The sequence below is a fragment of the uncultured Mobiluncus sp. genome, from assembly GCF_947087965.1.
Taxonomy (GTDB): domain Bacteria; phylum Actinomycetota; class Actinomycetes; order Actinomycetales; family Actinomycetaceae; genus Mobiluncus.
In genome coordinates, this window is record NZ_CAMUES010000003.1 from 150142 (window position 1) to 171526 (window position 21385).

Sequence of the window (21385 nt, forward strand, 5' to 3'; positions counted from 1 at the left end):
TTAGTCAAGCATAGCGGAAGCCCGGTATGTAGCCGGGCGACTACTGTCCGCCCGTGGGGGCAGCCGGGGAGGCGGACTCCGCGGCGGGAGACTGTTGCGGGGCATCCGGTGAGGTCGCAGGAGAGGTCGCCGGGCTGGCGACCGGTCGGGTCGCCTCTGCCCACGCCTTCAGGCCCTCGAACAGGGATTGGGCGTAACGTTCCTGACCGGTATCCGACTTCATCAGGGCGGCATCAGCGGGGTTGCGCATCTCACCGAGTTCCACCATCGCGGCGGGCACCTCAGAAAAGTTCAACGTCGCCAAATCGGCACGTTTCCACACCCCGCTGCTGATAGATTCGCCGGACTGCGGCGCGAATCCCCCCTCCTGCAAAGCCTTGACCAGTTTGGCAGCCAAATCGGAGGAGGGCTGCTTTTGGGCCTCGTTCAATGGCGGGTCGGAAATCATCACAAAGAATCCGTGCTGAGCCGTGTCTGTGGTCCCGTTGGCGTGAATGGAAACCATGACGTCAGCCCCGACCTTTTGCGCAAACTGACCGCGGGCATCCACGCACGGCCCCACCCCCTGATCCGAGTCGCGCGTCAGGAACACGGTGGCGCCTTCGGCCTCCAACTTGGTCTTGAGTGCGTTCGCAATCTTCCAGTTGAGCTCATGTTCGGTATAGCCGTCAGCGGTAGCGGTGCCGGTCGTGTTGCAAGGTTTTTGGCCGCCGCGTCCATCGGGAACATTCGCCCCGACTTGTTGCCAAGCTGCGGCGTTACCGCCATTGTGTCCCGGATCGAGGACGACTTTCAGCCCTTTCAGGCCTCCAGCCGCCCCGGTAGCGGGATCTTCGGAAGGTTTGGCGTTCCCGATGGAATCAGGATTGTTTGGGTTCGGTTCGGCAAAGTCGCTGGGGGTAGCTGTGACAGTCACAGTTGGGCGCGGCACCACATTCATGCCGACGCTGACCCCTACTCCCACGCTGACCAGGGACAGGATAATTCCTCCGGCCAGGAGTACCAGCGGTGAAATTCCATCGTTCGGCCGCGGTTCGGGGGCTCCCGTGCCCACCCGGCGCAACCGTAACTTGGAGGGTCCTTCCGGGGTTTGGGTCGTGAGGGACTTCCAGCGTGGTTCGGACAAATCCGCTCGCGTGGAGGAAGTGCCCAAAGTGCTCTGTGGGGTGCGCGGCGAGACCGAGTGGAGGTGTTCCCAGTCCGCATCCGGGTGTGCCGCGGCTCGTTTGGAAGTTCGCTGCGGCGTGCTAGTGAGAGGATTTGCGCCGGTCCCCAGGGCGTCCGCTTTGGGTGATGTTGCGGCTGCGGCGCTGGTCGCTCCCAAATCGTCCCATCCGGACACCAAAGACTTCCATCCCTCGGAATGGACCGGTTCGGGTCGGCGTTGGGTGGGTTTGCGCCCTTGCCCGGTTGCTCTCCCGGTTCGTGCCGGCGGCGTGGTCGGGGTGGCGGGTTCCCCCGGGGCGAGGGTGGCGTCAAAATCCTCGCGCATCGCCTCGGGGACTTCCGTGGCTGGAAACTCCGAGGCTTTCGATTCAGTTGGGCTGGACGAGTGAGAATTCTGGTGCTCCGGGCCGTCCGCGTTTAACATATTTTGGGCATTAGCCAGCAGGGCGGCAATCCCCGGATTATCCCCGTAGGGGAGCTGGGGTACCTGGTTGGCGCTGGCTGCTCCAGCTGTTTCAGCAGCAGCGGAAAACTCTTCAAAAAAGTTGGCCGCGTTAGTATCCGTAGGGTTGCGCTCAGAATCCGGGACTGGGGGCAGGCGGCGGCTGGGGGGCTTACCCAGAGATGAAGAACGCGCCGGGGGAGCAGAAGGGTAGTCCTGGGTCGGTTCCCAGGTGTCGAATTCCTCCCAGTTGGGCATGTTGCTCCTGTTGATGGTTACTTACTTATCAGTTTACGTTTTGCTGGTGGTAGTCCTGTTTGGCAAAGAAAAACCCTTTGCCGGTGACTGTGTTCCAACATCCGGTGCCGTTGTAGGTCGATTGGCAGGCGAAATCGCCGTAGGTCATGGCTGAATCGTGGGGAATTATCGAGCCGCTGGAGTTGTAATCAACATTGGGCTGGCAAGTGGAGGAAGGGTCACCGTCCCGCAAGCTGATGACCAAAGATTCGGAATAAGTATCACAGCCGCCCACGGGGTTAATCAGGTTACGCACCTGGCAAATGAGTTCATCGCCGTTTACCCGGCAGGTAGAGTCCCCGGTTTCGGTGACAAATGACTGGATATTTTGGGCACCGGCCGGTGCGGGAGCTATCGTCGGACGCGGGGATTCGGAGCCCGGAGTCTCATCTTGGTCCTCGTTTTGGTCCTCATCCTGGTCCTTGGCTGGGGGAGTTTCGCTCGCGGTATTGCCGGTAGCATTCGGAGAATTCACGTCAGACTGGGCATCGTCTCCGCCAATAACGCCGGTCATCACCAAAACAATCGCAACAATCATGCCAATCACAGCAACGAGCAATATTGAGAAAATGACCCATAAAGCGGTGTTGGAATTTTGCTTCGCGGCCATCGGCAAAGAAGTGGTAGGGGCTGTACTCATCATTGGGGTACTGCTGGTGGCGGGAGCCATGTACTGGGTTTGTGCCGCGGCGGGAGGAACGGTGCCATAGTTTCCCATGCCCGCGCTCTGGTTTAGTGAGGCGTTGGGCGGGTAAAACGAGGGCAGACCGGAAGCCTGCACCGGGGCTGATACGGGGGTGTTCAGCGGGGGCAGTACCGTGGTTTCGTCCGGTTTTTGTCCCATTATTGAGGTGCGGTTGGGGCTCACAGAGGGGGTTTCCCCGGTGGCGGGGGTTGCCTCCGAGTCGGGTGTCACCGGGACTTCCGGTCGCGATGCATCAGTTTCAGCAGGGATGTCTGTCGCGGGTGCCTCTGAGTTTGCCGGCTCGCTGGGGGGCGGCGGTTCTGACGAACCGGGAAGGGGAAGGGGAAGGGAAGGCATGGGCATCATCTGGCCAGCGTCAAAAGCGGCCTGGCGCTCGCGCAGAGCGGCGAGGACTTCGGGCTCATTTTTGTTCACGAGCCAGTCGAGCAGTCCAGTGTAGGCTGCGGGGTTTTTCGCAATTAACGGACGCAGTTCCGCATTGGTCGCCAGCTGTTGTAGATCCAAGCCGGGGGTAGACGGGTCACTAGCTTGGGCACGCAGTTCATCCATACGGTCATTATTCCACAAATTCGCGTCTTTCCATCTGTAACTTGTGGTTATTACGGGCGGTGGGGTCAATCGGTGGAACCGCGAAACTCAAAATGCGGAAACATTGCCTTGAGCTCTCCAGCCCGGTCCGTCAAGTCAGTCGCAAAAGATTGGTATTGGTCCGTTGCGTAAAGTTCCTGAAATTCCGGTCGCGTTCCGTCGGGACGGGCCTGCTGCAGCGCCAAGCGTTCCACCCCGCGCTCTTGCAGGGCACGAGCCAAAGCGGGGAGGGCTGACGGATTCGTATCGCGTGCGTCTGTGCCGGGATAGGCGGTGACGCGCACCTCGTAATCCGGCAGGGTTCCGGCCCGGTGCGCCGCCAACATCAAGTCCAGCGCCCGCCAAGCGTCCGTGCCGGCCTGACGGGCTTGTGCACGGCCCACCACTTGGGGATAGTTTTGGGCCAGGCCTTTCACGTCCAAGCCGACCCAGTCGAGCAACCCGGCCTCCAACAGCTGCACCAGACGTTGCGGATAGGCCCCCCCGGTGTGCAACCCCACCAGAAAACCGAGGTCGCGCACCCGCTGCGCGGCGGGCACCAGCGCCGCCTGGCGGGTCGGCTCCCCGCCAGAAAACACTACCCCGTCGAGCAAACCGCGCCGCCGGCTCAACAGCTCCCATAGGTCCGCCTCTTCGTAGCCGGCGGGCGCCCGCGGGTCAATGATGGCAAAATTTTGGCAATATCCGCAGTTCCAGGGGCAGCCTTGCAGGAACACGCTGGCGGCCAGTTTTCCCGGCCAATCCACCGTGGAAAACGGCGTCACCCCGGCGATAACCAAACCGGTGAGCGGGCTGGTCGCGGGGTTATTCGTGGTTGCTGTGGGCACTGGTGCTCCTCTTGATTAAATACGTGACCCAGGTAACCCAGCCGGGTTACCTGGGTCGGATAGATTCAGTTTATTGCTTTTCGTCCTTGAGAATCATGAAGCCTTCCACCGGCACTTGGTACTGCACAAAAATGAGGTTGTTCGTGTCTGCTGGCACGGTGTATTCCCAAGAGCCTGTAGCGGGGGTATCCACGCCGCACCCGACTTCGGTCAGCTGGCCCTTCTGCTCGTCAGTTTCTACATCTTTCAAATCCGGAACAATCCACACCTTGATGGTGGCGGGTTTCACTGTCTGGCAGGTTAAATCGACCTTGACTTTTTCCCCTGTCTTCCAGTCACCGTTGGCGTTGAGAAACAATTGATAAGACTCAATCTTGTCCTTGGAGAAGTTCTGGAAGGTGGGGTTAACGCGGGAAACGGGATATCCCTTGGACTCGGCGTATGCCTCGCCGGCATCTTCCCACTTTTTCTCCAGGGCGTCAGCGTCGTCCACGGGGACTTCCTCGTTCTCTTGCTCTGGCTTGGCCACGTCCTCGGTCGTGGAAATCAGGCCAGTTTTCTGGTCAGCAGCGGGCGCCTTTGAGGGAGCTTCCGACGCGGGGGCTTTAGCGTCCGCAGTGGGTTTCTCGTCACCGCCGCCGCAGGCTGACAGGCTTAGGGCCAGGGCGAACGCACCCGTCAACGCAAGTAACTTTTTCATGAGTATTCCTTCCATTTGTCAGGCTGAGGGGGCTGGTTGCCCCGGATTGATAAACAGCCTAGGCAAACGGTTAAGGTTTGTAATCACCCAAAAGTACGGAAAATCTCGGTTCGCGGGTGGCGTCCGAAAACTGTCACCCGCGAACCTGGTCGACCCGCTACCCTTGTGAAACCACGAGGGGGGAATCTGGCCCTAAACCAAGGCCGCTTCCGCCAGACGCGAATGCAGCTCACCGTGGGAGGCGGCCGCCGACTCGCTGAAGTACTGCCGCTCGGCGAACTCGCCTTTCTTGCCGATGTTAAAGGACTGAACCGGCCGGAAGTAGCCCATGACCCGGGTCCACACCTCGCAATCTTGGTGCCGGCCCTTCGCTTCGCATTGCGGGCAGGTGAAGTGTTCGCCGGAAATGTAGCCGTGCGTCGGGCAGATACTAAACGTTGGGGTGATGGTGATGTAGGGGGTGCGCCAGGTGGTCAGCGAGCGGCGCACCAGCTGCTTGCAGGCCTCCCCGCTGGACACGGCTTCTCCCATGTACAGGTGCAGTACGGTACCGCCGGTGTACTTGGTCTGCAGCTCCTCCTGCAGTTCCTCGGCCAGGAAGGGGTCGTTCGTGAACCCGACCGGTAGTTGCGAGGAGTTTGTGTAGTAGGGGTTCTCGGTCGTGCCGGCCTGCAGGATTTTGTCCCCGAAGCGTTTCCGGTCAGCTTTCGCCAGGCGGTACGTGGTGCCCTCGGCCGGGGTCGCCTCCAGGTTGTACATGTGCCCGGTAGACTCCTGGAGTTCAATCATCTGGTCGCGCACCCCGTCCAAGATTCGGGCCGCCAGGGCGTGTCCGCGCGGGTCGGTGATGTCATAAGCATCATCGGTGAAGTTGCGGATCAGCTCGTTCATGCCGTTGACCCCGATGGTCGAGAAGTGGTTGTCCAGCGTTCCCAGGTAGCGTTTCGTGTAGGGGAACAGGCCGTGATCCATGTGGTACTGGATAGTGATGCGCTTACGTTCCAAAGTCACCGAAGCCAACTCAATGAGTTCGCGCAAGCGGGCGCGCAAACCGTCCTCATCGCCCTTGTGCAGATAACCCAGGCGCGCCAAGTTGATGGTCACCACCCCGATAGACCCCGTCTGCTCTGCCGAACCGAACAGCCCGTTACCGCGCTTGACCAGCTCCCGCAGGTCGAGCTGCAACCGGCAGCACATGGAGCGAATCTGGCCGGGGTCCAGTTCTGAGTTGATGAAGTTCTGGAAATAGGGCAGCCCGTACTTTGCCGTCATCTCAAACAGCAGGTTGGCGTTGGGGGAATCCCAATCGAAATCCTTGGTCATGTTGTAGGTCGGAATGGGGAAGGTGAACACGCGCCCGTCCGCATCCCCCTCGGTCATGACCTCCATGTAGGCGCGGTTGATGATGTCCATCTCGGCCTGCAGGTCCCCGTAAGCAAAGTCGCACAGTTCCTCACCGATGAGCGGCACTTCGTCGCGCAGGTCCGGCGGGCACGTCCAGTCAAAAGTGAGGTTCGTGAACGGGCACTGACTGCCCCAGCGGCTCGGGACGTTCAGGTTGTAGATGAGTTCCTGCATGCACTGTTTGACCTCGGCATACGTCATGTTGTCCAGGCGGACGAAAGGCGCCATATAGGTGTCGAAACTAGAGAACGCCTGGGCGCCGGCCCATTCGTTTTGCAATGTGCCCAGGAAGTTTACGATTTGTCCGCAAGCCGAGCTGAAATGCCGCGGCGGATTGGAAGCAATGGCCCCGCTGACCCCGTTGAAACCCTGCTGCAGCAGCTGTTTTAGCGACCAGCCGGCACAGTATCCGGCGAACATATCCAGGTCATGAATGTGGAAGTCGCCGTCACGGTGGGCAGCACCGGCCGCGGCAGGATAAACCTTGTCCAGCCAGTAGTTGGCCACCATCTTGCCCGCCGCGTTCAAAATCAGGCCGCCGACCGAGTAGCCCTGGTTGGCGTTGGCGTTAACCCGCCAGTCAGCCTGGCTGAGGTATTCGTCCACTGTCTCTATGGGGTCAACCGTGTGGTGGCGCGGGTTCGTTTCAAAAACGGGGGTCGTCTCTTGCTTTGTTGTAGTCATCTTCTTCCTTTCGTCTCTTCATCTCCCGGTATCGGGGACACAAGAAATTACTCTAGGGAGGCATTTCGCCAAATCAACTACATATTGTGCGTGTTGCTCAATTCTACCACTACATATTGTGTTTGCCCAGGTCTGTGAGTTACGGCGATTCGTTGCTGTGCGTGTCGCGGTATCGTAGGAGGGTGAAATTTTCTCACCGGGTGGAACTGAACGAACCGAACGCCGTGACTGTCGCCCAGGGCGCGGCCCGACGCGACGGCACGTTGAAAGTGAATCTAGCGGATTCTAATCCGACCCGCTGGGGGTTGGGCACACCGGGCCTGCCGCCCTACGAACCCGACCCGCGGGGGCCTCGGGCGGCCCGCGAGGCGCTGGCTGCCTGGCTGAGTAAGCGTGACGAACGCACCGTGAACCCCGACCATCTCTACCTGCTAAGTTCTACTTCCCAGGGCTATGCCTGGTTGACGAAGTTGACCAGTAATCCCGGAGAGTGGCTCGCTGCCCCGACCCCGGGATACCCCCTGGTAGAAACGATTGCGGGGTTGGAAAACGTGGGGGTCGATTTCTATCCCCTGACCTGGGTGGGATCCCGCTGGGAACTGGTCGACCTCAATCCGGGGGCGGTCAGCGCGGTGGTGGCCATCAATCCGAACAATCCCACCGGCTCTTATGTACACGGGGAGGATCGTCAGCGGCTCTTCAACTACTGTGCGGACCACGAGGTAGCGCTCATCGCTGATGAAGTGTTCTTTGACTTTGACCTGCCCGGCGCCCCCACCCGACTCGCCGATCGCCGACGCCTGGCGGGAACCTCGGAAGTGCTGACTTTTGCCTTGGACGGAATGAGTAAAAACTTGAGCGCCCCGGGGCTGAAAATCGCGTGGCTGGAAGTGTCCGGGCCGGAGCCAGACGTGGCGGCGGCGCTGGCCCGCCTGGACGTCATCGCGGACGCCTACCTGCCGTTTTCCGATGTTTTGGCGCAGCGCCTGGAGCAATACCTGGCTGCTGTGCCCGCCGCGACCCGCACCACCCGGCAACGCTGCCGCGAGAACCTTGCCACCTTGAGGGACCTTGTGCGCAGGGAGCCGAGCGGAACCGTGAGCCTGCTGGAACCCGAAGGCGGCTGGAACGCGCTGCTGCGATTTCCCGCCCACGTGGACGAGGACGCGCTCGTCACCGGGCTGATTGCCCAGCGGGGCGTCACCGTGCAGCCGGGGTATTTTTTCGATATGCCTTTTGCCGGGGTGGTATCGGTGTCGCTGCTGCTCGATGCCCCGGCGTTCCGCTCCGCCAGCGAAGCCTTGCTGGCAAGCATCGCTGAACAGCTCTGATTGCCTGGCCGGTGGGGAGACGATTCCTGCTCAGCGCGGCAAACGGGCGCGCAGGGTGAAACGCGGGGTGGTGAACACGGACAGGGAGCCGCCGAGGGCTTCGAGTCGGGACTCCAAGTTGCTCAGGCCGGTGCCGTAGGTCAGCGTGGTCTCCATGGTACTGGGGTTAGAAACTTCCATCCAGCAGCTGGAGGCATCCTGGCCCAGGTGAACCTCCATTTCACTGGAAGTCGTATGAATCAGCACATTCGTGATGGCTTCACGCAACACTTCCGTGAACATCCGGGCTTTGTCCGCCTGGGGTGGGAGGTCGCCGGAGATGTGCAGTTCCAGTTCGGCCGCCGAGGCTAAATCTTGCAGGGTTTCCAGCCAAATTTCGGGGGTGGCGGTGACGCGGTCCTTACTCAGGTCGGAGGGCAGATCCTCCAGCAGACCCTGGAGGCGGCGCAGGCGCTCGTCATCCGACACTTCGTCCTCCAGGAAGCGGTGGACGAAAGAAATGCGCTGGGAAAGCGTGTCGTGAATGGTGGACCGGGTCGATAAAATGAGCCGGCGTGACAGGGCTTCATCGAGCCGCGAAGTCTCCCTGACCAGGCGTTTTTGGCGAACCTGCAGGGCGTCAATCTCAGCTGAAAGCCGGTAGCTGAGCGTCATGTAATCGCTGACATCGACAGCTAGCAGTTGAATCCAAGACCGCCGGCCGTCTCGAATCCGGCTATGGGTCAGCACCCAAGTCCGCCCATCGGGTTCCTTAATCCGCAGCTGCGAGGTTCCATCTTCGTTCGCTTCCCAGCAGTTCGGGGAATCGGGGCCCGCTGGGTGGTTTTTCGTCTCAAACCTGAATTGACATAGTTGGCGTTCCAACGTCCCGATATTCGTCAACGACGTCAACCCCAGACGCCCCAAAAGCCCTTCCATCGCAACATTGGCGAACTTGCTGCGACCCCGGAAGTTGGCGAACATTACCCCGTGTTCCAACCGGTCCAAAGCCCCTTTGACACTGAAAGGACTGAGGACACGGTGCAGCAGCTGCCAGTCTCGCCACACTTGGACGCACAGCCAGGAGGTTGTCAATGCTCCGGAAGTGAGCAGTACCCAGACTCCCCCGGCAGTGACGAAAGGAGGCATCGCCGGGGTCAGCGTCACCAGCAGGGGTACCTCGGCATAGCGGTAGTTCGTTCCCATCGTCGCCGCCCCAAGCACCAAGCAGACCACCACAAACCACCCGAAGTTACGGTCTTGGAGCCAGAAAATCCCAGTATGGGAATGAATGAAAACGGTGGCGAACGCCCACATATAGAACGCCAGCAAAATCACCACGCTCAACAGGAACACCGTGGCTAAACGTCGCCGATGAATGAGCCATTGCCCCATTGTGAGCAGGCACGCCGCCAATAAGCCGATACCCATCAGGGCGGTGGCGGCGCCCATCTGGACGGGGGTGAGATTGTAGAGCTGGTCACTCATGCGTCGCCTCCGGTGTCAAAGCGGGTTCACCAGCGCTGATAATCATGTTCAGGTGGCAGGTGGCGTCCTCAACATACAGTTCGACTTGGGCACGCGGCCAGGTCAAGAGCGGATTGAGTAGGGGGAGGTCCTGTTCCGGCAGGTCAATAATCCAGTTTAACCGGGCAGAATTGCCGTCTGGGGGTACCTCGAAGTTCACGAACACGGCCGCCTCTGACGCCTCAATGAGCTGGTTCAAGGTGCGGTGCAAGCCTTCCAAACACCACAGTGCCACCTGGAGTTGCACAGTGCCGGTGGTCGGTCCGTGCAAGCCTGCCACCGCTCCTGCATAGGAAAAATCGGTACAGGATTGGCTCATGAACGTCGTCAGGGCGTTAACCGAAACAGTTTCGTTCTCAAAGTTCTGCAAAGTCAACAAACCCGCGCGTTTGGCGTAACCCAAGTCCATCTTAATGTTGCGCAAAATATCGGAGCGTTCGCTTTCGTCCAGCTGGACGTTGAGCCGTGCGGTGTTGGTTTGGATCCGCCCCAAGGATGCGTTCATCAAGTCGTCGAGCCGGTCAAAGAGGATGGGGGCATCGGCTGACTCCTCCATGTTTAACGTGGCTTCGTATTCGGCGCGCAGAATTTCAGTTTGGTGAGTTTCGCGGGCACGCAGCGCCGCCAAAGCCCGCTCCAAATCTTGCACCGCGGTGACATCCGTTTCCCACAGGACGTGGCCTCCGTCCACCGGGCGGGTTTGGCAGTATACGGTTCGGTTTGGCTGCACCGAGGTGTCTGTGACCAGCAGGGGTTCCTGGCGGTCCCGCAGCTGCTGGCGGGTGTCCTGGTCCAGATTGAGGGGCTGGGACGTGCGGTAATGGGGAAGCCAGTCCCGGTCGACAATTTCGATGGGTATCTGGGATTTCTCAAAGAACCGCAGATACCCGCGGTTTTGCCCAATTGCCCCGATAAAGAACAGAATCTCCCATGCCAACACAAAAATCACGCAATACATTTGGACGGTTTCGGTGGTACGAACCAGCGGGATGCGCAACGTGTACGCCACGGAATAGAACAACACCGCGAGGAACAGTAGCCCGATTCCCGCTACCAGACGCAGCCAATGTCCCCGGAGTGACCACGAACCGGCGTAAATGACCGCCGCGAAAACCAGCAGCGCCGCCGAGTAATGCAGGTAGTATCCCGGACCGTAGCTGTAATCCACCCCGGACTGCCCGGTACCAAAGCGCAGCACCAGGTGGTGCAAATCGTTGGTGAATACCAGCAGAATCAGGGCCGCGCCGACCCCGATAATCGAGGCGCGCAAGAAGCGGTAACCCGGTGGGCGTCCGCGGCTGGAGTGGGACATGACAAAGAACAAGATTGTGCAGGTCGTATAAATCGGAACGTAATAGTAATACCAGGTGTAACGCTCGAAAACCCCGAGGGAGGCGTGCTTGATAATCCGCGCCATAATCCACAGCGCGAGTATCCCCGCTTGCACCAGCACCGCCCAGCGCACGTAGGTGAAAGTCGCTGTCCAGAACCGCCATCCGGCCCAAAAACTCAGGAAAACCAGCAGGGCGATGAATCCTCCCAGTTCGTAGGCCTCGTTGGTGTTCTCCCATCCCCAAGACCCGCCGTAGGTGTCGTTGTAGAGGCTGGCGTCCCAGACAAATTCCTCAAAATTGTCCAGGTTAGTTACTGTTTCTGCGTGGATTTGTTCCTGGAAATCCGGATCTGTGGAGGGGTAGTCGACGGGGCTGAAAAATCCCTCGGGTACCGTTACCAGCGGCAAGGTTCCGTGGATGCCGTTAGGACTGCGTTGCCAGATGCCGATTTGTGCAGTTAGCGTGGGGGCGGGGGCGTAATGGACTGAGGGACTCACGGAGGATTGGGCCGCGCGCCGATCTGTGGTCAAGCAATACCAGCCGCGGCGAAGTGCCCGTTCCAAATCTTGCGGGGAAGTTCCGGTCTCCAGTCGGCCCTGGTGCTTGATGTTATTCAATAGTCGTTTCGCTTGAGCTGCGGAAAAATCTTGCGTTTCCTCAGAGTCGTGACGCAAAGCCAGGGCGCTCATCAGTTCCAGCCGGGAAACGCCTTGATCGAGATAAATAGTTTTCGTGGCCTCGGCTAGTTTCTGGAAATCGGTGATGGACTTGACTTTTGTGGCTCGCGAGGCCAGCACAATCGATTCGGGATAAAGTTTCGTGAACCGTCCGTCGGGTTCAGATTTCTGCGCCGAATTGGCCATGACTTCGCTGGTAATCACGTAAGCAGGCCCCGAACGCAGCAGCTTTAGCAGTGACCATTCGCTGTGAGGCTCGACCTTGACTCCGTTTCGTTGATAGTAGTCCGTCAGACGCTGGTCAAAACTCGTAGGCACCGCCATGGTGTATTCGGTTTGAAAGGAAATCGTGCGCAGTGGGGCAAAAATCAAAACCACCGCAATGAATCCCAAAGCGAGCGCAACACCCAAATGCGCCAGCCAGTCGTGTACCCAGGTGGGTCCGACCGAAACTACGGAAGGCGAACTGGGAAACCTATTGCGCGGATAGGGCGAGGCAGACATGAAATCCCGATTCAGTCACAGTCCGCGTCATTGTCTTGGACCACGATGTAGCCGCTGGAAACCGCCCACAATGCCAGGCGTGCCACGGAAGAAAAGCCGCTTTTCGCCAGCAGCTGGGAGATGTAGGACTTGATGGTGTTTTCGCTCAAATACATCTTTTTCGCGATTTCCTTGCGTGCATAACCGGCGCACACCAGGCGTAGCACCTGCATCTCGCGCTGGTTCAACTCGTTGGCACCAAAACTGGGCAGGGCTGTGGTGCCGGGGAAACTGGTGTTCCCCTGCATGGTCGAACGCAGCACTGCCAACAAATCGGGGGTGGAAATGTTTTTGTACACGAAAGAATCGACCCCGGCCTCGTGAGCTTCCTGTACGAAAGCCGCATCCGGCATGGCGGTGAAGATGACGACCTTGAGGTTGGGGTGGTCCTGCTTGAGTTTGGCCGATTCGCTCAAACCAGAAGAATTTTCCGTTACCACGTCCATCAACACCAGGTCGACGGGGTGAATCCGCACCGAAGCGTGAATCGCGGCGGCATCGCTGAGTTTGTCGACAACGGTAAAATCGTCCTCGGCAGCAATCGCGGAAGCGAGGGAATCCAACAGGATAGTCTGATCCTCCACAATGGTTATCCGGGTCAATAGCCTTTCCCTTTCCAATTTTCCTGACTGTGTCCGGGGCGAAGTCTTGCCGTCTGTTGTTTGCAAAGTTTATCAGGGCGCACCGAGAATTTGGCTCGAATTACCGCGAAAAGTGGCGGGGACTCAGAGACTCCCCACTACCCACGCCTCGCCGAGCTACTGCTCCCGGTGGGCTTCAACGCGATGCCGCCTAACCTACCGGCTCTAACATTTGGGGGACTCCGTTGTTACGGATGACAGCTAGGTTGCGGAACAGCTCACCGTTGGCAATGAGGTCAAACGTGGCGAAGGGGTCGTCCGTGATGCGGAAATCCCAGTCGCCGTTGCCTCCCCACAGATACGCCACGTAGGGATGTGCTGGATCGTAAGCGTTGTATAGAACCACGTAAACCGAGGTTCCGCCGTTGTCGGACAGGTAGACTACAGCATCACCGAAACCGTCTTGGTCAAAATCGGATTGGCGCACAATTTTCACTTGCTGGTTGAGCCGGTCGCGAGGCGTCCAGCACGCATCGGGCATAGAGGGCATGGATGGAATCAATCCCAGGCTGTTCAAACTATCCCAAGTGTCCGTGGAGCAAACGTGTTCCGTTGACGGATACAGCAGGTTTGCGACCACTTTTTCGTCCACTCCCGGGGTCTTGCCACAAGCCGCGTTATGCGCGACTTCGTCAGAAACGACGCCACGTCCCCCGATAACTGTGATGCCATCAGCGTTGATTTCATTAGCCCACTGGAAGATGCGGGAACCATCTGGTGGTGTCAGCAAGATGACCCCGTCATTGAAAGTCCCTGCCACCATGGCATCTTTCAAAGCGTGACCACTGGCCAGATAGACATGGGAGCGGGTTTTGGATTGCAGTATCCAGTTGGCTATAGCCCAAGATGTTTCGTAACGGTCTTGGCCACTCAAGCGTTGCCAGGGCAGACCACCGGCCAAGACTTGAGCCTCGGCATCGCTGACCACGCTGGTACCGCCCAGGACGACCACTCCGCTTCGCGGTTTCAGAGATTGGATTTTTGCCGCTGCGGCGTGCAAGCTAGCCGGATTGGTGAAAGTCAAAATCGGTCCGTTACGCACCCCGGAGGCCGCCACAGCATCCGGGGAACCAGCGCCAGCATTGCGGGTGACATAGACGTATTCCGGTTGTCCATTGGTGGAAGTCCAGGAATCCGCGATTGCTGCGGCGGTCTGATTGCGGTCCGCGCCTTGCATCCGCTGGTGTTCAATCCCATGTTCAGTAAAGAACATTTCCGCTGATGTTGGTACTGCTCCCGGGCCTCCGACAATGTAGGCGGTGTTCAGGGTGGCGAGGGTGTGCAAATCCCAGTTGAGGCCATCGGTCAGCAGCACGGGACACCAACCCAGGGCCGCGGCCGGCAGAGCATCAACGGGGTTGCGTGCGGAGGCCACCAGGAAATCGTGGGAGCCCTCTGGATAAGCCCGGGCGGCTACCAGGGCGGATGTTTCGATGGCGTTTTGGCCTCCCAGGCGATCCTGGGCGAGACAACCGAGATTGGTCTGGGTCTCACCCGATTCCGCCCCTTGTGCCAGCGGAACCATCAAGCCGCCCAATGCCAGGGCGGCCACCGCAAAACCGGCGGTGACGCCTTTGTGGCGGAAACTGGAACGGTGGAGCGTAGAGAACATGGTGACCTCCTTGGGGGTACAGGGAATACCCTCAAGGTAGCGGCGCTAATCCCGCAAATCATCACCCTTAAGGGTGAAATTGGTGGAATCACGCAGTTAGTGACAGGTTGGTGGTGGGGAGTCAACGAGGTTCCCCACCACCGACGCTTTCGCTACAGTGCCAGTTTTAGCTGACCGGCTGCACGACTTTCGGCTTGCCGTCGATATCCTCTACGGTAAGCTGATTGACCACTTGTCCGTCGGAAAGCGGTTCAAACAGGGGGTAAGAAGACTGTTCCACCACGCGGAAACCCCAATCACCATTGCCGCCCCACAGGTAGGATACGTAGGGGTGGCTCGGATTTGCGGGGTTATAAACCACCAGGAACACCATCGTTCCGTCCACATCGCTGACATAGACGATGGCATCGGGGAAACCGTCAGAGAAATAGTCTCCACGGTGTTGAATGCTGATGTGTGTACCCGTCGGCTTTTGCCAGCAGGCATCCTCGCCTTGCGGCATTTGTTCCATCATGCCCAGAGATTCCGCCGCGTTCCAACTCGCGGTAGAGCAGGCCTGATCGGTGCCGAGGGGGTACAGCAGCCCCTGGACCAGGGAATTGGTGATTCCAGCAGTTTCACCGCAGGCGGCAATTTGTGCGGTGCTATCGGGAACCACACCGCGTCCACCGACAACCGTGATGCCGTCCGCGTTCATCATCCGTGCCCATTCATTGATTCCCGAACCATCCGGCGGGGTCAACAGGATGACCCCATCGTTGAAGGCTCCGGCCACCATGGCATCTTTCAAAGCGTGACCGCTGGCCAGATAGACGTGGTGAACCGGGCGGGTTTGCGCCACCCAACTCGCAATGACTCGGGACGTTTCGTAACGATTCATCCCGCTGAGGCGATTCAGCTGTAAGCCTCCGGCCAGGATATTTGCCTCGGCAGCGGAAACCACCGCTTCACCGCCCAGGATGACTACACCCTGACTGGGGTGCATTGCCTGGATTTTCGCGGCCGCGGCTTGCAGGCTCGCAGCACTCGTGAAGGTCAAGATAGGTCCATCTCTAACCACGGAAGCAGCTACGGCATCGGGTGAACCGGTCCCGGTATTGCGGGTGACATAGACATGGGTCGGTTGGCCGTGAACTTTTACCCAGCGATCGGCAATAGCGGAGGCGGTGGCGTTGCGGTCAGGGCCATGCAGTCGGGAGCTAGAGATGCCGTGCTCGTCAAAAAATGTTTCCGCCAGCTCCTCGACCGCGCCGTAGCCGCCAAGTATCGTCACATTTTGATATTTTGCCAGAGTTTCGAGGTTCCAGCTCTTACCATCGGTGAGGAGGATAGGCCCCACGCCCAAGGCGCCGCCGGGCAGCGCGTCAACCGGGTTTCGCGCGGAAGCCACCAGGAAATCGGATGAACCCGTCGGGTAGGCGCGATTGGCCACCAGGTCGGAAGTTTCTATCGCGTTTGCGCCGCCCAGACGATCCCACGTGATACAGCCGTTAGCCGCGTAGGTATTCCCGGTGTCGGTGCCTTGCGCCGCGGGCACCAGCAAACCGGCGACAGCCAATGCTGCCACCGCGAATCCTGCTCCGGCACGACTGAACCGAGAGGGAGAACTTGGGAAAGAATTAAACATAGTTACCTCCTGATAGAACAGACGCCTACAGACTATCGGTGCTCCGCGTGCGAGTAACCACCCAAAAGGGTGAAACCGTCTCAACCGGTTTTAATGGCGGGCTTGCGTGTTGACCATCGCCAGGACCAAGCCGGCCAGGCCGATGATGGTCAGCACGGAGGCGCCGCCGGTCGCCAAACCGAGCGGGGTTCGGGCGGCGGCTTGCAGAGCGGCCTCGGACAGGGGAATGTCGGTCATCCGCAGCCAAATCACACCAATTCCAATAGCCCCGATGAGGGTGGCGGCCAGGGAAACCAGGAGGGTAACGCGGTGGGTGTGGCCGAACCGGCGGTCGGTGGCCTCCCGGGGAGTCAGCACCAAGCCCCAGGCGGCCGCAATGAGAATGGCGGTGAGTACATCGGAGAGGCGATGCCATTGGTTGAGCATCACGGCAATGCCGACAAAACTGGTGGTGAGCCAGCCGACAAACACGGCTACGGAACGCCACTTGGGCACGACGACCATGACGATTCCAATCGCCGCCGTCATCGCTACTGTCGTGTGTCCGCTGGGTAGCGAGTTTGCTAAACCTTGATAATCGACGCCCAGCGCCGGGCGGTGAATAATCCAGTGCTTCAGAATCTGGGTGGTCAGGTTCGCGCCCGCTACCAAAATCAGCACACGAATTCCCAGTTCGCGCCGTTTCCGGGCGGCGGCTATCAAAAATACCACTCCTGTCAGCGCGATGAGGGCTCCCATAGAAATGGTGTCCAGTGCCGCCGTATCCGCCCCGAACAGGAACGGTTTGCCGCGGCTGACCGCAAACCGGGTCAGGCCGTCAAAGTTTTGTCCCTTGACGGTAGCGAGGGACTGCTGGGCGATGACCGCGGTGAGGATTGCGCAAACCACAGCCGCAACCAGCCGAAAAAACTGGTTGCGGGTTAGCCGCGGCGCCGAAACCTCACTCACGTGTCAATCTTAGGTCGGTTATGAGTGGCGTTGCCAGCGCGGTGTGTGTTATGCCTGTTCACAAGCGGGGTCCACGGGCGGGTGTGGCGGTTGCCGGTGGGCCGCCGCGCCACCGGACACGTAACATCGCTGGGCACGCCACGCTACCGCCCTTGGGACCGTGAACTTAGAACTTGCCGCCCCCGGAACTAAACGACGTGCCCCCGGAACTGAACGAGCCGCCGCTGTAACCGGAGCTGCCGCTACTCTTGGGACGTGCGACGTGGGTTATGTATTCGTTCACAAAGACATCGTTAGAGCCCGTAATCTGGTCCGAACCAGGCACGACGTAATAGGTCGCTCCCGACTGCAGCTGTGCCGTATCGTGCTTCTTCCTGATCCGACGCATCACCAGAGTTCCGGCACCGCCACCGAGGGCTGCCGCCCCGGCGACCCCGGCAGTGGTTGACTCCAGGGTTATGGGGTGGGGCAGTGGGTGGCTCGCACTGTAGGGCGTTCCGGCTTTCCATTGTTCCAGGTAATCCGCCACCTGGGTCAGGTAGACGTCCACGCCGTCGTCCCAGTGGTCATCACCCAAGGGTTGTTTGACGTGGTCATAGAGCTTTTCGATGCCATAGACAGTGAAGGCCTTTTCACCGTCCCCGTGACCCAGGAACCACAAATCACGCGAGCTGGGGTTAATGACCATGAGCACCCCGCTGGCGTCCTTTTCCCCCAGACCAAGCTGGTTAACGTTGTAGTAGTTCGCTCCCCACTTTTGCGGGGTTTGATAACGGAAATCGTCCACGGTCACGATATAGGGCGCAATCCCGTACTTGTCGGCCAAAGCGGTCATTTGCTTTTCCCAGCCGGCAATCTTTGACTTGCTAAACACCTCGGAGTGGTCGCGGATGAAAGGCGCCGCGGATTTCACATCCGACTGTCCGCCCACGTAGGGAAACTGCTCTCCATAAGGGAATTTGATGATGTCGCCAAATTCGGTCAGCGGCAGGTCCGCGGAGTCAGCCGGTTCTTCACCGGCCTCCGGGGTTTCTGACTCCTCCGGAGGCGGAGTCTGGTTGGTCGGCTGTGACGCCGCCGCGGGGTTACCCGCCCTTTCCAGAGGATGCTTGTTCAGATAATCAGCAAAAGTCATAAAGAAACTGTCGGCACGCTTGGTATGCGTGTCTGCTGCGGTTTTAGACTTTTTCAGCAACTGTTCCCAGTCCGCGTCAGAAATCGCGTCAGAGGTTTGCCCGTCAGTGGTGGTGTAGTTCACGCCTCCGGCCACCAAAATGACGGAGTCAAGCGAAATATTGTGGGCCTTGGCGTAATCGTCGAGCCAGGCTTCGGAGTCGTCCTCCATAGCCGGATCGGTAGTGGAAATGTAGATAATGCGGTGACCGGAAGTCTGCCATACGGCTTTCGCGATGTTTGTCAGCCTCGCCTCTTGATTGGCATCCAGATAATCCGCGTCGTCATAGATAAACTCGGTATTGGATGTTTCGCCTCGTACCACGCGCTCCGGGGCCGACCCGGAAACTGCGGTAGGGCTGACTTCTGCGCCCGCCGCCGCGGGCATGGCAAAACCAACCGCCGGAGCCAACGCCACCGCTAGCGCGCCAGCGGAAAACAGGATTTTCTTACGCATATTCATGATTTCTAACCTCAATCGAAAAGCCACGGCATCAGGAACGGAATAAATATGGCGCCAAAAATGATGGCGATGGGGAAGGCAATCCCTATCAGGCCGGTCCAATACTTGCGCTCGGATACCGGGAACGTGCCCACAAACTTGCCGGTTTGCCCGTTCATCGCATAGTTGTAGTTTTTGCCTTGGAAATCGACATTCATCAACCATAACGGCAAGAACACGTATTCAAGTTCGCCGAAAGCCGGCTGGATGGAGGTGCTGACGGTTGACACCGAGTTATAGCCGCTGATTGAGTTCCGCAGCACCGTCTCGGTGGATTCTTTCATGCGTTCCAAAGCACGGGGGTTGGCGTCTTGCGCTTCCACGTCATATTTGTTGGTCATGAAGCCCGTCAGGTAGGCGGGGGAAAACGCTACCGATTTGGTGTAGTCAAAAGGTTCGATGGATTCCGTGAGCTTATCGGTCACTTTCGTGGTGCCCGCCACCGGCACATCCAGGAAAGCAACGTTGGCGCTGCGATACACGTCGAATTCCCGATGTTCGGTGTACTCGTAATCAGAATCGGTCCAGGTGCGGATGGTTTCGCACCGGTAGTTGCCTTCGCCCGCGACAGTTGCGTCATACAGCCAGTAAGGCACGTAAACGCCTTGGATGTCGTCGACGCTGGCCTGCTTAAACTCTTTGGGAATGAGCTTCAGCTTCCGCATTTCGGCTTTGAAAGCATCCAGGGCCTGCTCTTTGGTCATCGCAAAAGGAATCATCCGGTCGGGGACGCGGGTGCTGGTCAGCTGTCCGGTCGCCACGAAGTTGTTGTTGCACCAAGGACACCGAGCGCTGACCATATCGGGCGAACCGATGATTTCCCCACCGCAGGAATTGCATTGGAACTGAGCCATTTGCTGTCCGGTCGCTTCGTCCAGATAGGTGGGCGGGGGCTCGACCCAGCCGGGTTGACCCTCGGCGGGAGTGGTGGAGATTTGCGTTTCCGGGCTCGCAGCGGTTCCGGCCCCACCGGCGACCCCCGTTGTCCCCGTCTGTTGCGCGTGCGCGGCATTGAGTTCCGCGTTGGCTTGGGAGATACCGTTGAACTGGTTGACCTCCTCGACTGTGAATGAAGCCCCGCAAAAGCTGCACTTCATCTTGCCGCTGGGCACATCAAAATTAATGGGAGCACCGCAGGACGGACATTTTAGCTGCACATCGCTCACGATTGACTGGCCTCCTTAGCTTGTATCCGCTGGGGATGAGCAAAATTTGCTACTATCACCAGACTAAAGTGCTGGTCAGGGGAATACACCACCCAAAAGGGTTAAATACCACCAACATTCCAATTAGGATTTTATTCATGGATTTCCGAGTTGGCCAGGGTTTTGACGCGCATCGTTTTGCTGCCGGTGAGCCGGTGGCGGGCCGCCCGCTCAAGGTGGGTACCCTGTCTTTTCCTGACCATGCGCCGCTGGAGGGGCATTCGGACGGAGACGTGGCCGCCCACGCTTTGGCCGATGCCCTGCTCTCAGCCGCCGGGTTGGGTGACTTGGGGGCCAACTTTGGGGTGTCTCGTCCGGAGTTTGCCGGGGCCGGCGGGGAAGTGTTCTTAAGCGCGGCGATGCGGATGTTGCACGAGGCCGGTTGGGCGGTCGTCAATGCCAGCGTGACCGTTATCGGTCAGGAGCCGCGCCTCGGCTCGCGTTACGCTGAAGCCGAGGCGGCGTTGGGAAATATCCTGGAGGCGCCGGTGTCTTTTTCGGCCACGACGACTGATCGCATGGGTTTTACGGGGAATCAGGAAGGACTGGCCGCCCTGGCAATCTGTTTATTGCGTCGTGAATAACGTTTCGCCGCAATAGGCCGGACGGTCAGTCCTTACGTGTTATGAAGTTTTCGGGGTAGAAATAGCCCTTACTTATCGCCGGTGGCAGCGCGGTATTGGTCTATGAGTTTTTGCGGAACGCGGCCGCGGTCATTGACCTGGATTCCTTTTTCGCCAGCCCAAGCACGCACGCGGCGATTGAGTTCGCGGACTTCGTTGTTAGTTGCCGAGCCAGTTCCGCGGCGGCGGCGGCCCGAAACTTTGCGTCCAGCGGCAATCCAGCGCTCCAGACTGTCGCGCAGTTCCTTAGCGTGGGTTTCATTTAAATCAATTTCGTAGTTGACGTTGTCTAAGCTAAAGGCGACTGTCTCGACCGCGTCTGAGCCGTCAATATCGTCAATGAGGATGGTTTTTACTTTCTTGGCCATGATGGCGCCCTCCAAAAGTATGAGTGGATGAACGATTCTATATTAGACATCGAAGAATAAATAATTCAACCTGGCTGGGGGTAATGAATCACCAGAACGAAAGAATTCATGCATTAAGGTTGCGTGGTGCATTTAGCGACCAAATTAACGTTTAATTCCCGGCATCTAGCCGTCATTATTATGAAAATACAATTCGGTTATGAGCTTTTATTAAGCCCGAAAGAGGATTGTCAGACGAGCTTGATTTTTTGGCCTGGAAAGGTGTGAAAGCAGAGTTTAGAGCCGATTTTGAAACAATTGCTTGCACTGAGATTGCATAGAAATACCTCTAGTATGTAGAAACTGGATTTTTTCAAAGCGCACAGATATATCGCTATGGAAACGAACCTCGCGTCAGCCGAGTACCTATCGAGACTCATGCCACGAATCAACTCCACCCATGCGGGCTGACCAGCGTTTTCCTTGTGCTCACCGGAACCC

General features: G+C 58.7%; 16 protein-coding genes. 2 read left to right on the plus strand and 14 right to left on the minus strand.

Annotation, left to right across the window (positions count from 1 at the left end; all coding sequences use genetic code 11):
- Positions 1-40: 40 nt before the first annotated feature.
- The 5 genes from Q0V70_RS04615 to Q0V70_RS04635 all read right to left on the minus strand — a co-directional run bounded on the left by Q0V70_RS04615 (position 41) and on the right by Q0V70_RS04635 (position 6815).
- Complete coding sequence (locus tag Q0V70_RS04615; protein ID WP_297345692.1) at positions 41-1867, minus strand: N-acetylmuramoyl-L-alanine amidase; 1827 nt, start codon at positions 1865-1867, stop codon at positions 41-43.
- Between the two features lie 28 nt (positions 1868-1895).
- Positions 1896-3161 (minus strand): hypothetical protein, encoded by a 1266-nt coding sequence (locus Q0V70_RS04620; protein ID WP_297588934.1) that lies wholly within the window; start codon positions 3159-3161, stop codon positions 1896-1898.
- Between the two features lie 65 nt (positions 3162-3226).
- Entirely contained in the window at positions 3227-4027 is an 801-nt protein-coding gene (locus tag Q0V70_RS04625) for an anaerobic ribonucleoside-triphosphate reductase activating protein (protein WP_297588937.1), read from the minus strand.
- 70 nt (positions 4028-4097) lie between these two features.
- The gene (locus tag Q0V70_RS04630; protein WP_297588940.1) at positions 4098-4727 is read right to left on the minus strand and encodes a hypothetical protein; all 630 of its coding nucleotides are present in this window, start codon (positions 4725-4727) and stop codon (positions 4098-4100) included.
- Between the two features lie 192 nt (positions 4728-4919).
- Positions 4920-6815: a ribonucleoside triphosphate reductase gene (locus Q0V70_RS04635; RefSeq protein WP_297345696.1), complete on the minus strand. Its 1896-nt coding sequence runs from the start codon at positions 6813-6815 to the stop codon at positions 4920-4922.
- A gap of 182 nt (positions 6816-6997) precedes the next feature.
- On the opposite strand from Q0V70_RS04635, the gene Q0V70_RS04640 reads away from it, so the two are divergent.
- Positions 6998-8146 (plus strand): pyridoxal phosphate-dependent aminotransferase, encoded by a 1149-nt coding sequence (locus Q0V70_RS04640; protein ID WP_297588942.1) that lies wholly within the window; start codon positions 6998-7000, stop codon positions 8144-8146.
- A 30-nt stretch (positions 8147-8176) separates the two neighbouring features.
- Here Q0V70_RS04640 and Q0V70_RS04645 read toward each other — a convergent pair whose 3' ends face one another.
- From Q0V70_RS04645 to Q0V70_RS04680, 8 genes are all read right to left on the minus strand, one after another.
- Positions 8177-9613, minus strand: a complete 1437-nt coding sequence (locus Q0V70_RS04645; protein ID WP_297588945.1) for a sensor histidine kinase — start codon at positions 9611-9613, stop codon at positions 8177-8179.
- On the minus strand, positions 9606-12167 hold the full coding sequence (locus Q0V70_RS04650) for a histidine kinase N-terminal 7TM domain-containing protein (RefSeq protein ID WP_297588948.1): 2562 nt from the start codon (positions 12165-12167) through the stop codon (positions 9606-9608). The genes Q0V70_RS04645 and Q0V70_RS04650 overlap by 8 nt, the downstream gene beginning before the upstream one ends.
- Positions 12168-12178: 11 nt before the next feature.
- Positions 12179-12808 carry a response regulator transcription factor gene (locus Q0V70_RS04655; RefSeq protein ID WP_295028223.1) on the minus strand — a complete coding sequence of 210 codons (630 nt, stop codon included), beginning with the start codon at positions 12806-12808 and terminating at the stop codon, positions 12179-12181.
- Between the two features lie 190 nt (positions 12809-12998).
- Positions 12999-14459 carry a cell wall-binding repeat-containing protein gene (locus Q0V70_RS04660; protein WP_297588951.1) on the minus strand — a complete coding sequence of 487 codons (1461 nt, stop codon included), beginning with the start codon at positions 14457-14459 and terminating at the stop codon, positions 12999-13001.
- A 166-nt stretch (positions 14460-14625) separates the two neighbouring features.
- On the minus strand, positions 14626-16086 hold the full coding sequence (locus tag Q0V70_RS04665) for a cell wall-binding repeat-containing protein (RefSeq protein ID WP_297588953.1): 1461 nt from the start codon (positions 16084-16086) through the stop codon (positions 14626-14628).
- Between the two features lie 90 nt (positions 16087-16176).
- Entirely contained in the window at positions 16177-17034 is an 858-nt protein-coding gene (locus tag Q0V70_RS04670) for a phosphatase PAP2 family protein (RefSeq protein ID WP_297588955.1), read from the minus strand.
- A gap of 166 nt (positions 17035-17200) precedes the next feature.
- A complete protein-coding gene (locus Q0V70_RS04675) occupies positions 17201-18670 on the minus strand; it encodes a TPM domain-containing protein (RefSeq protein ID WP_297588957.1) in 1470 nt (489 codons plus the stop codon).
- Positions 18671-18681: 11 nt separating this feature from the next.
- A complete protein-coding gene (locus Q0V70_RS04680) occupies positions 18682-19875 on the minus strand; it encodes an ATP-binding protein (protein WP_297588960.1) in 1194 nt (397 codons plus the stop codon).
- Between the two features lie 35 nt (positions 19876-19910).
- Here Q0V70_RS04680 and ispF point away from each other — a divergent pair, with 35 nt between their 5' ends.
- Entirely contained in the window at positions 19911-20498 is a 588-nt protein-coding gene (ispF, locus tag Q0V70_RS04685; RefSeq protein WP_297588963.1) for a 2-C-methyl-D-erythritol 2,4-cyclodiphosphate synthase, read from the plus strand.
- 68 nt (positions 20499-20566) lie between these two features.
- Here ispF and Q0V70_RS04690 read toward each other — a convergent pair whose 3' ends face one another.
- A complete protein-coding gene (locus Q0V70_RS04690; protein ID WP_297588965.1) occupies positions 20567-20905 on the minus strand; it encodes an Lsr2 family protein in 339 nt (112 codons plus the stop codon).
- Between the last annotated feature and the right edge of the window lie 480 nt (positions 20906-21385).

Excerpts from the sequence above, each read along its gene's own strand:
- Q0V70_RS04615 (WP_297345692.1), bottom strand. The coding sequence starts at position 1,867 with ATGCCCAACTGGGAGGAATTCGACACCTGGGAACCGACCCAGGACTAC.
- Q0V70_RS04620 (WP_297588934.1), bottom strand. The coding sequence starts at position 3,161 with ATGGATGAACTGCGTGCCCAAGCTAGTGACCCGTCTACCCCCGGCTTG.
- Q0V70_RS04630 (WP_297588940.1), bottom strand. The coding sequence starts at position 4,727 with ATGAAAAAGTTACTTGCGTTGACGGGTGCGTTCGCCCTGGCCCTAAGC.
- Q0V70_RS04635 (WP_297345696.1), bottom strand. The coding sequence starts at position 6,815 with ATGACTACAACAAAGCAAGAGACGACCCCCGTTTTTGAAACGAACCCG.
- Q0V70_RS04645 (WP_297588945.1), bottom strand. The coding sequence starts at position 9,613 with ATGAGTGACCAGCTCTACAATCTCACCCCCGTCCAGATGGGCGCCGCC.
- Q0V70_RS04650 (WP_297588948.1), bottom strand. The coding sequence starts at position 12,167 with ATGTCTGCCTCGCCCTATCCGCGCAATAGGTTTCCCAGTTCGCCTTCC.
- Q0V70_RS04660 (WP_297588951.1), bottom strand. The coding sequence starts at position 14,459 with ATGTTCTCTACGCTCCACCGTTCCAGTTTCCGCCACAAAGGCGTCACC.
- Q0V70_RS04665 (WP_297588953.1), bottom strand. The coding sequence starts at position 16,086 with ATGTTTAATTCTTTCCCAAGTTCTCCCTCTCGGTTCAGTCGTGCCGGA.
- Q0V70_RS04675 (WP_297588957.1), bottom strand. The coding sequence starts at position 18,670 with ATGAATATGCGTAAGAAAATCCTGTTTTCCGCTGGCGCGCTAGCGGTG.
- ispF (WP_297588963.1), top strand. The coding sequence starts at position 19,911 with ATGAGCAAAATTTGCTACTATCACCAGACTAAAGTGCTGGTCAGGGGA.
- Q0V70_RS04690 (WP_297588965.1), bottom strand. The coding sequence starts at position 20,905 with ATGGCCAAGAAAGTAAAAACCATCCTCATTGACGATATTGACGGCTCA.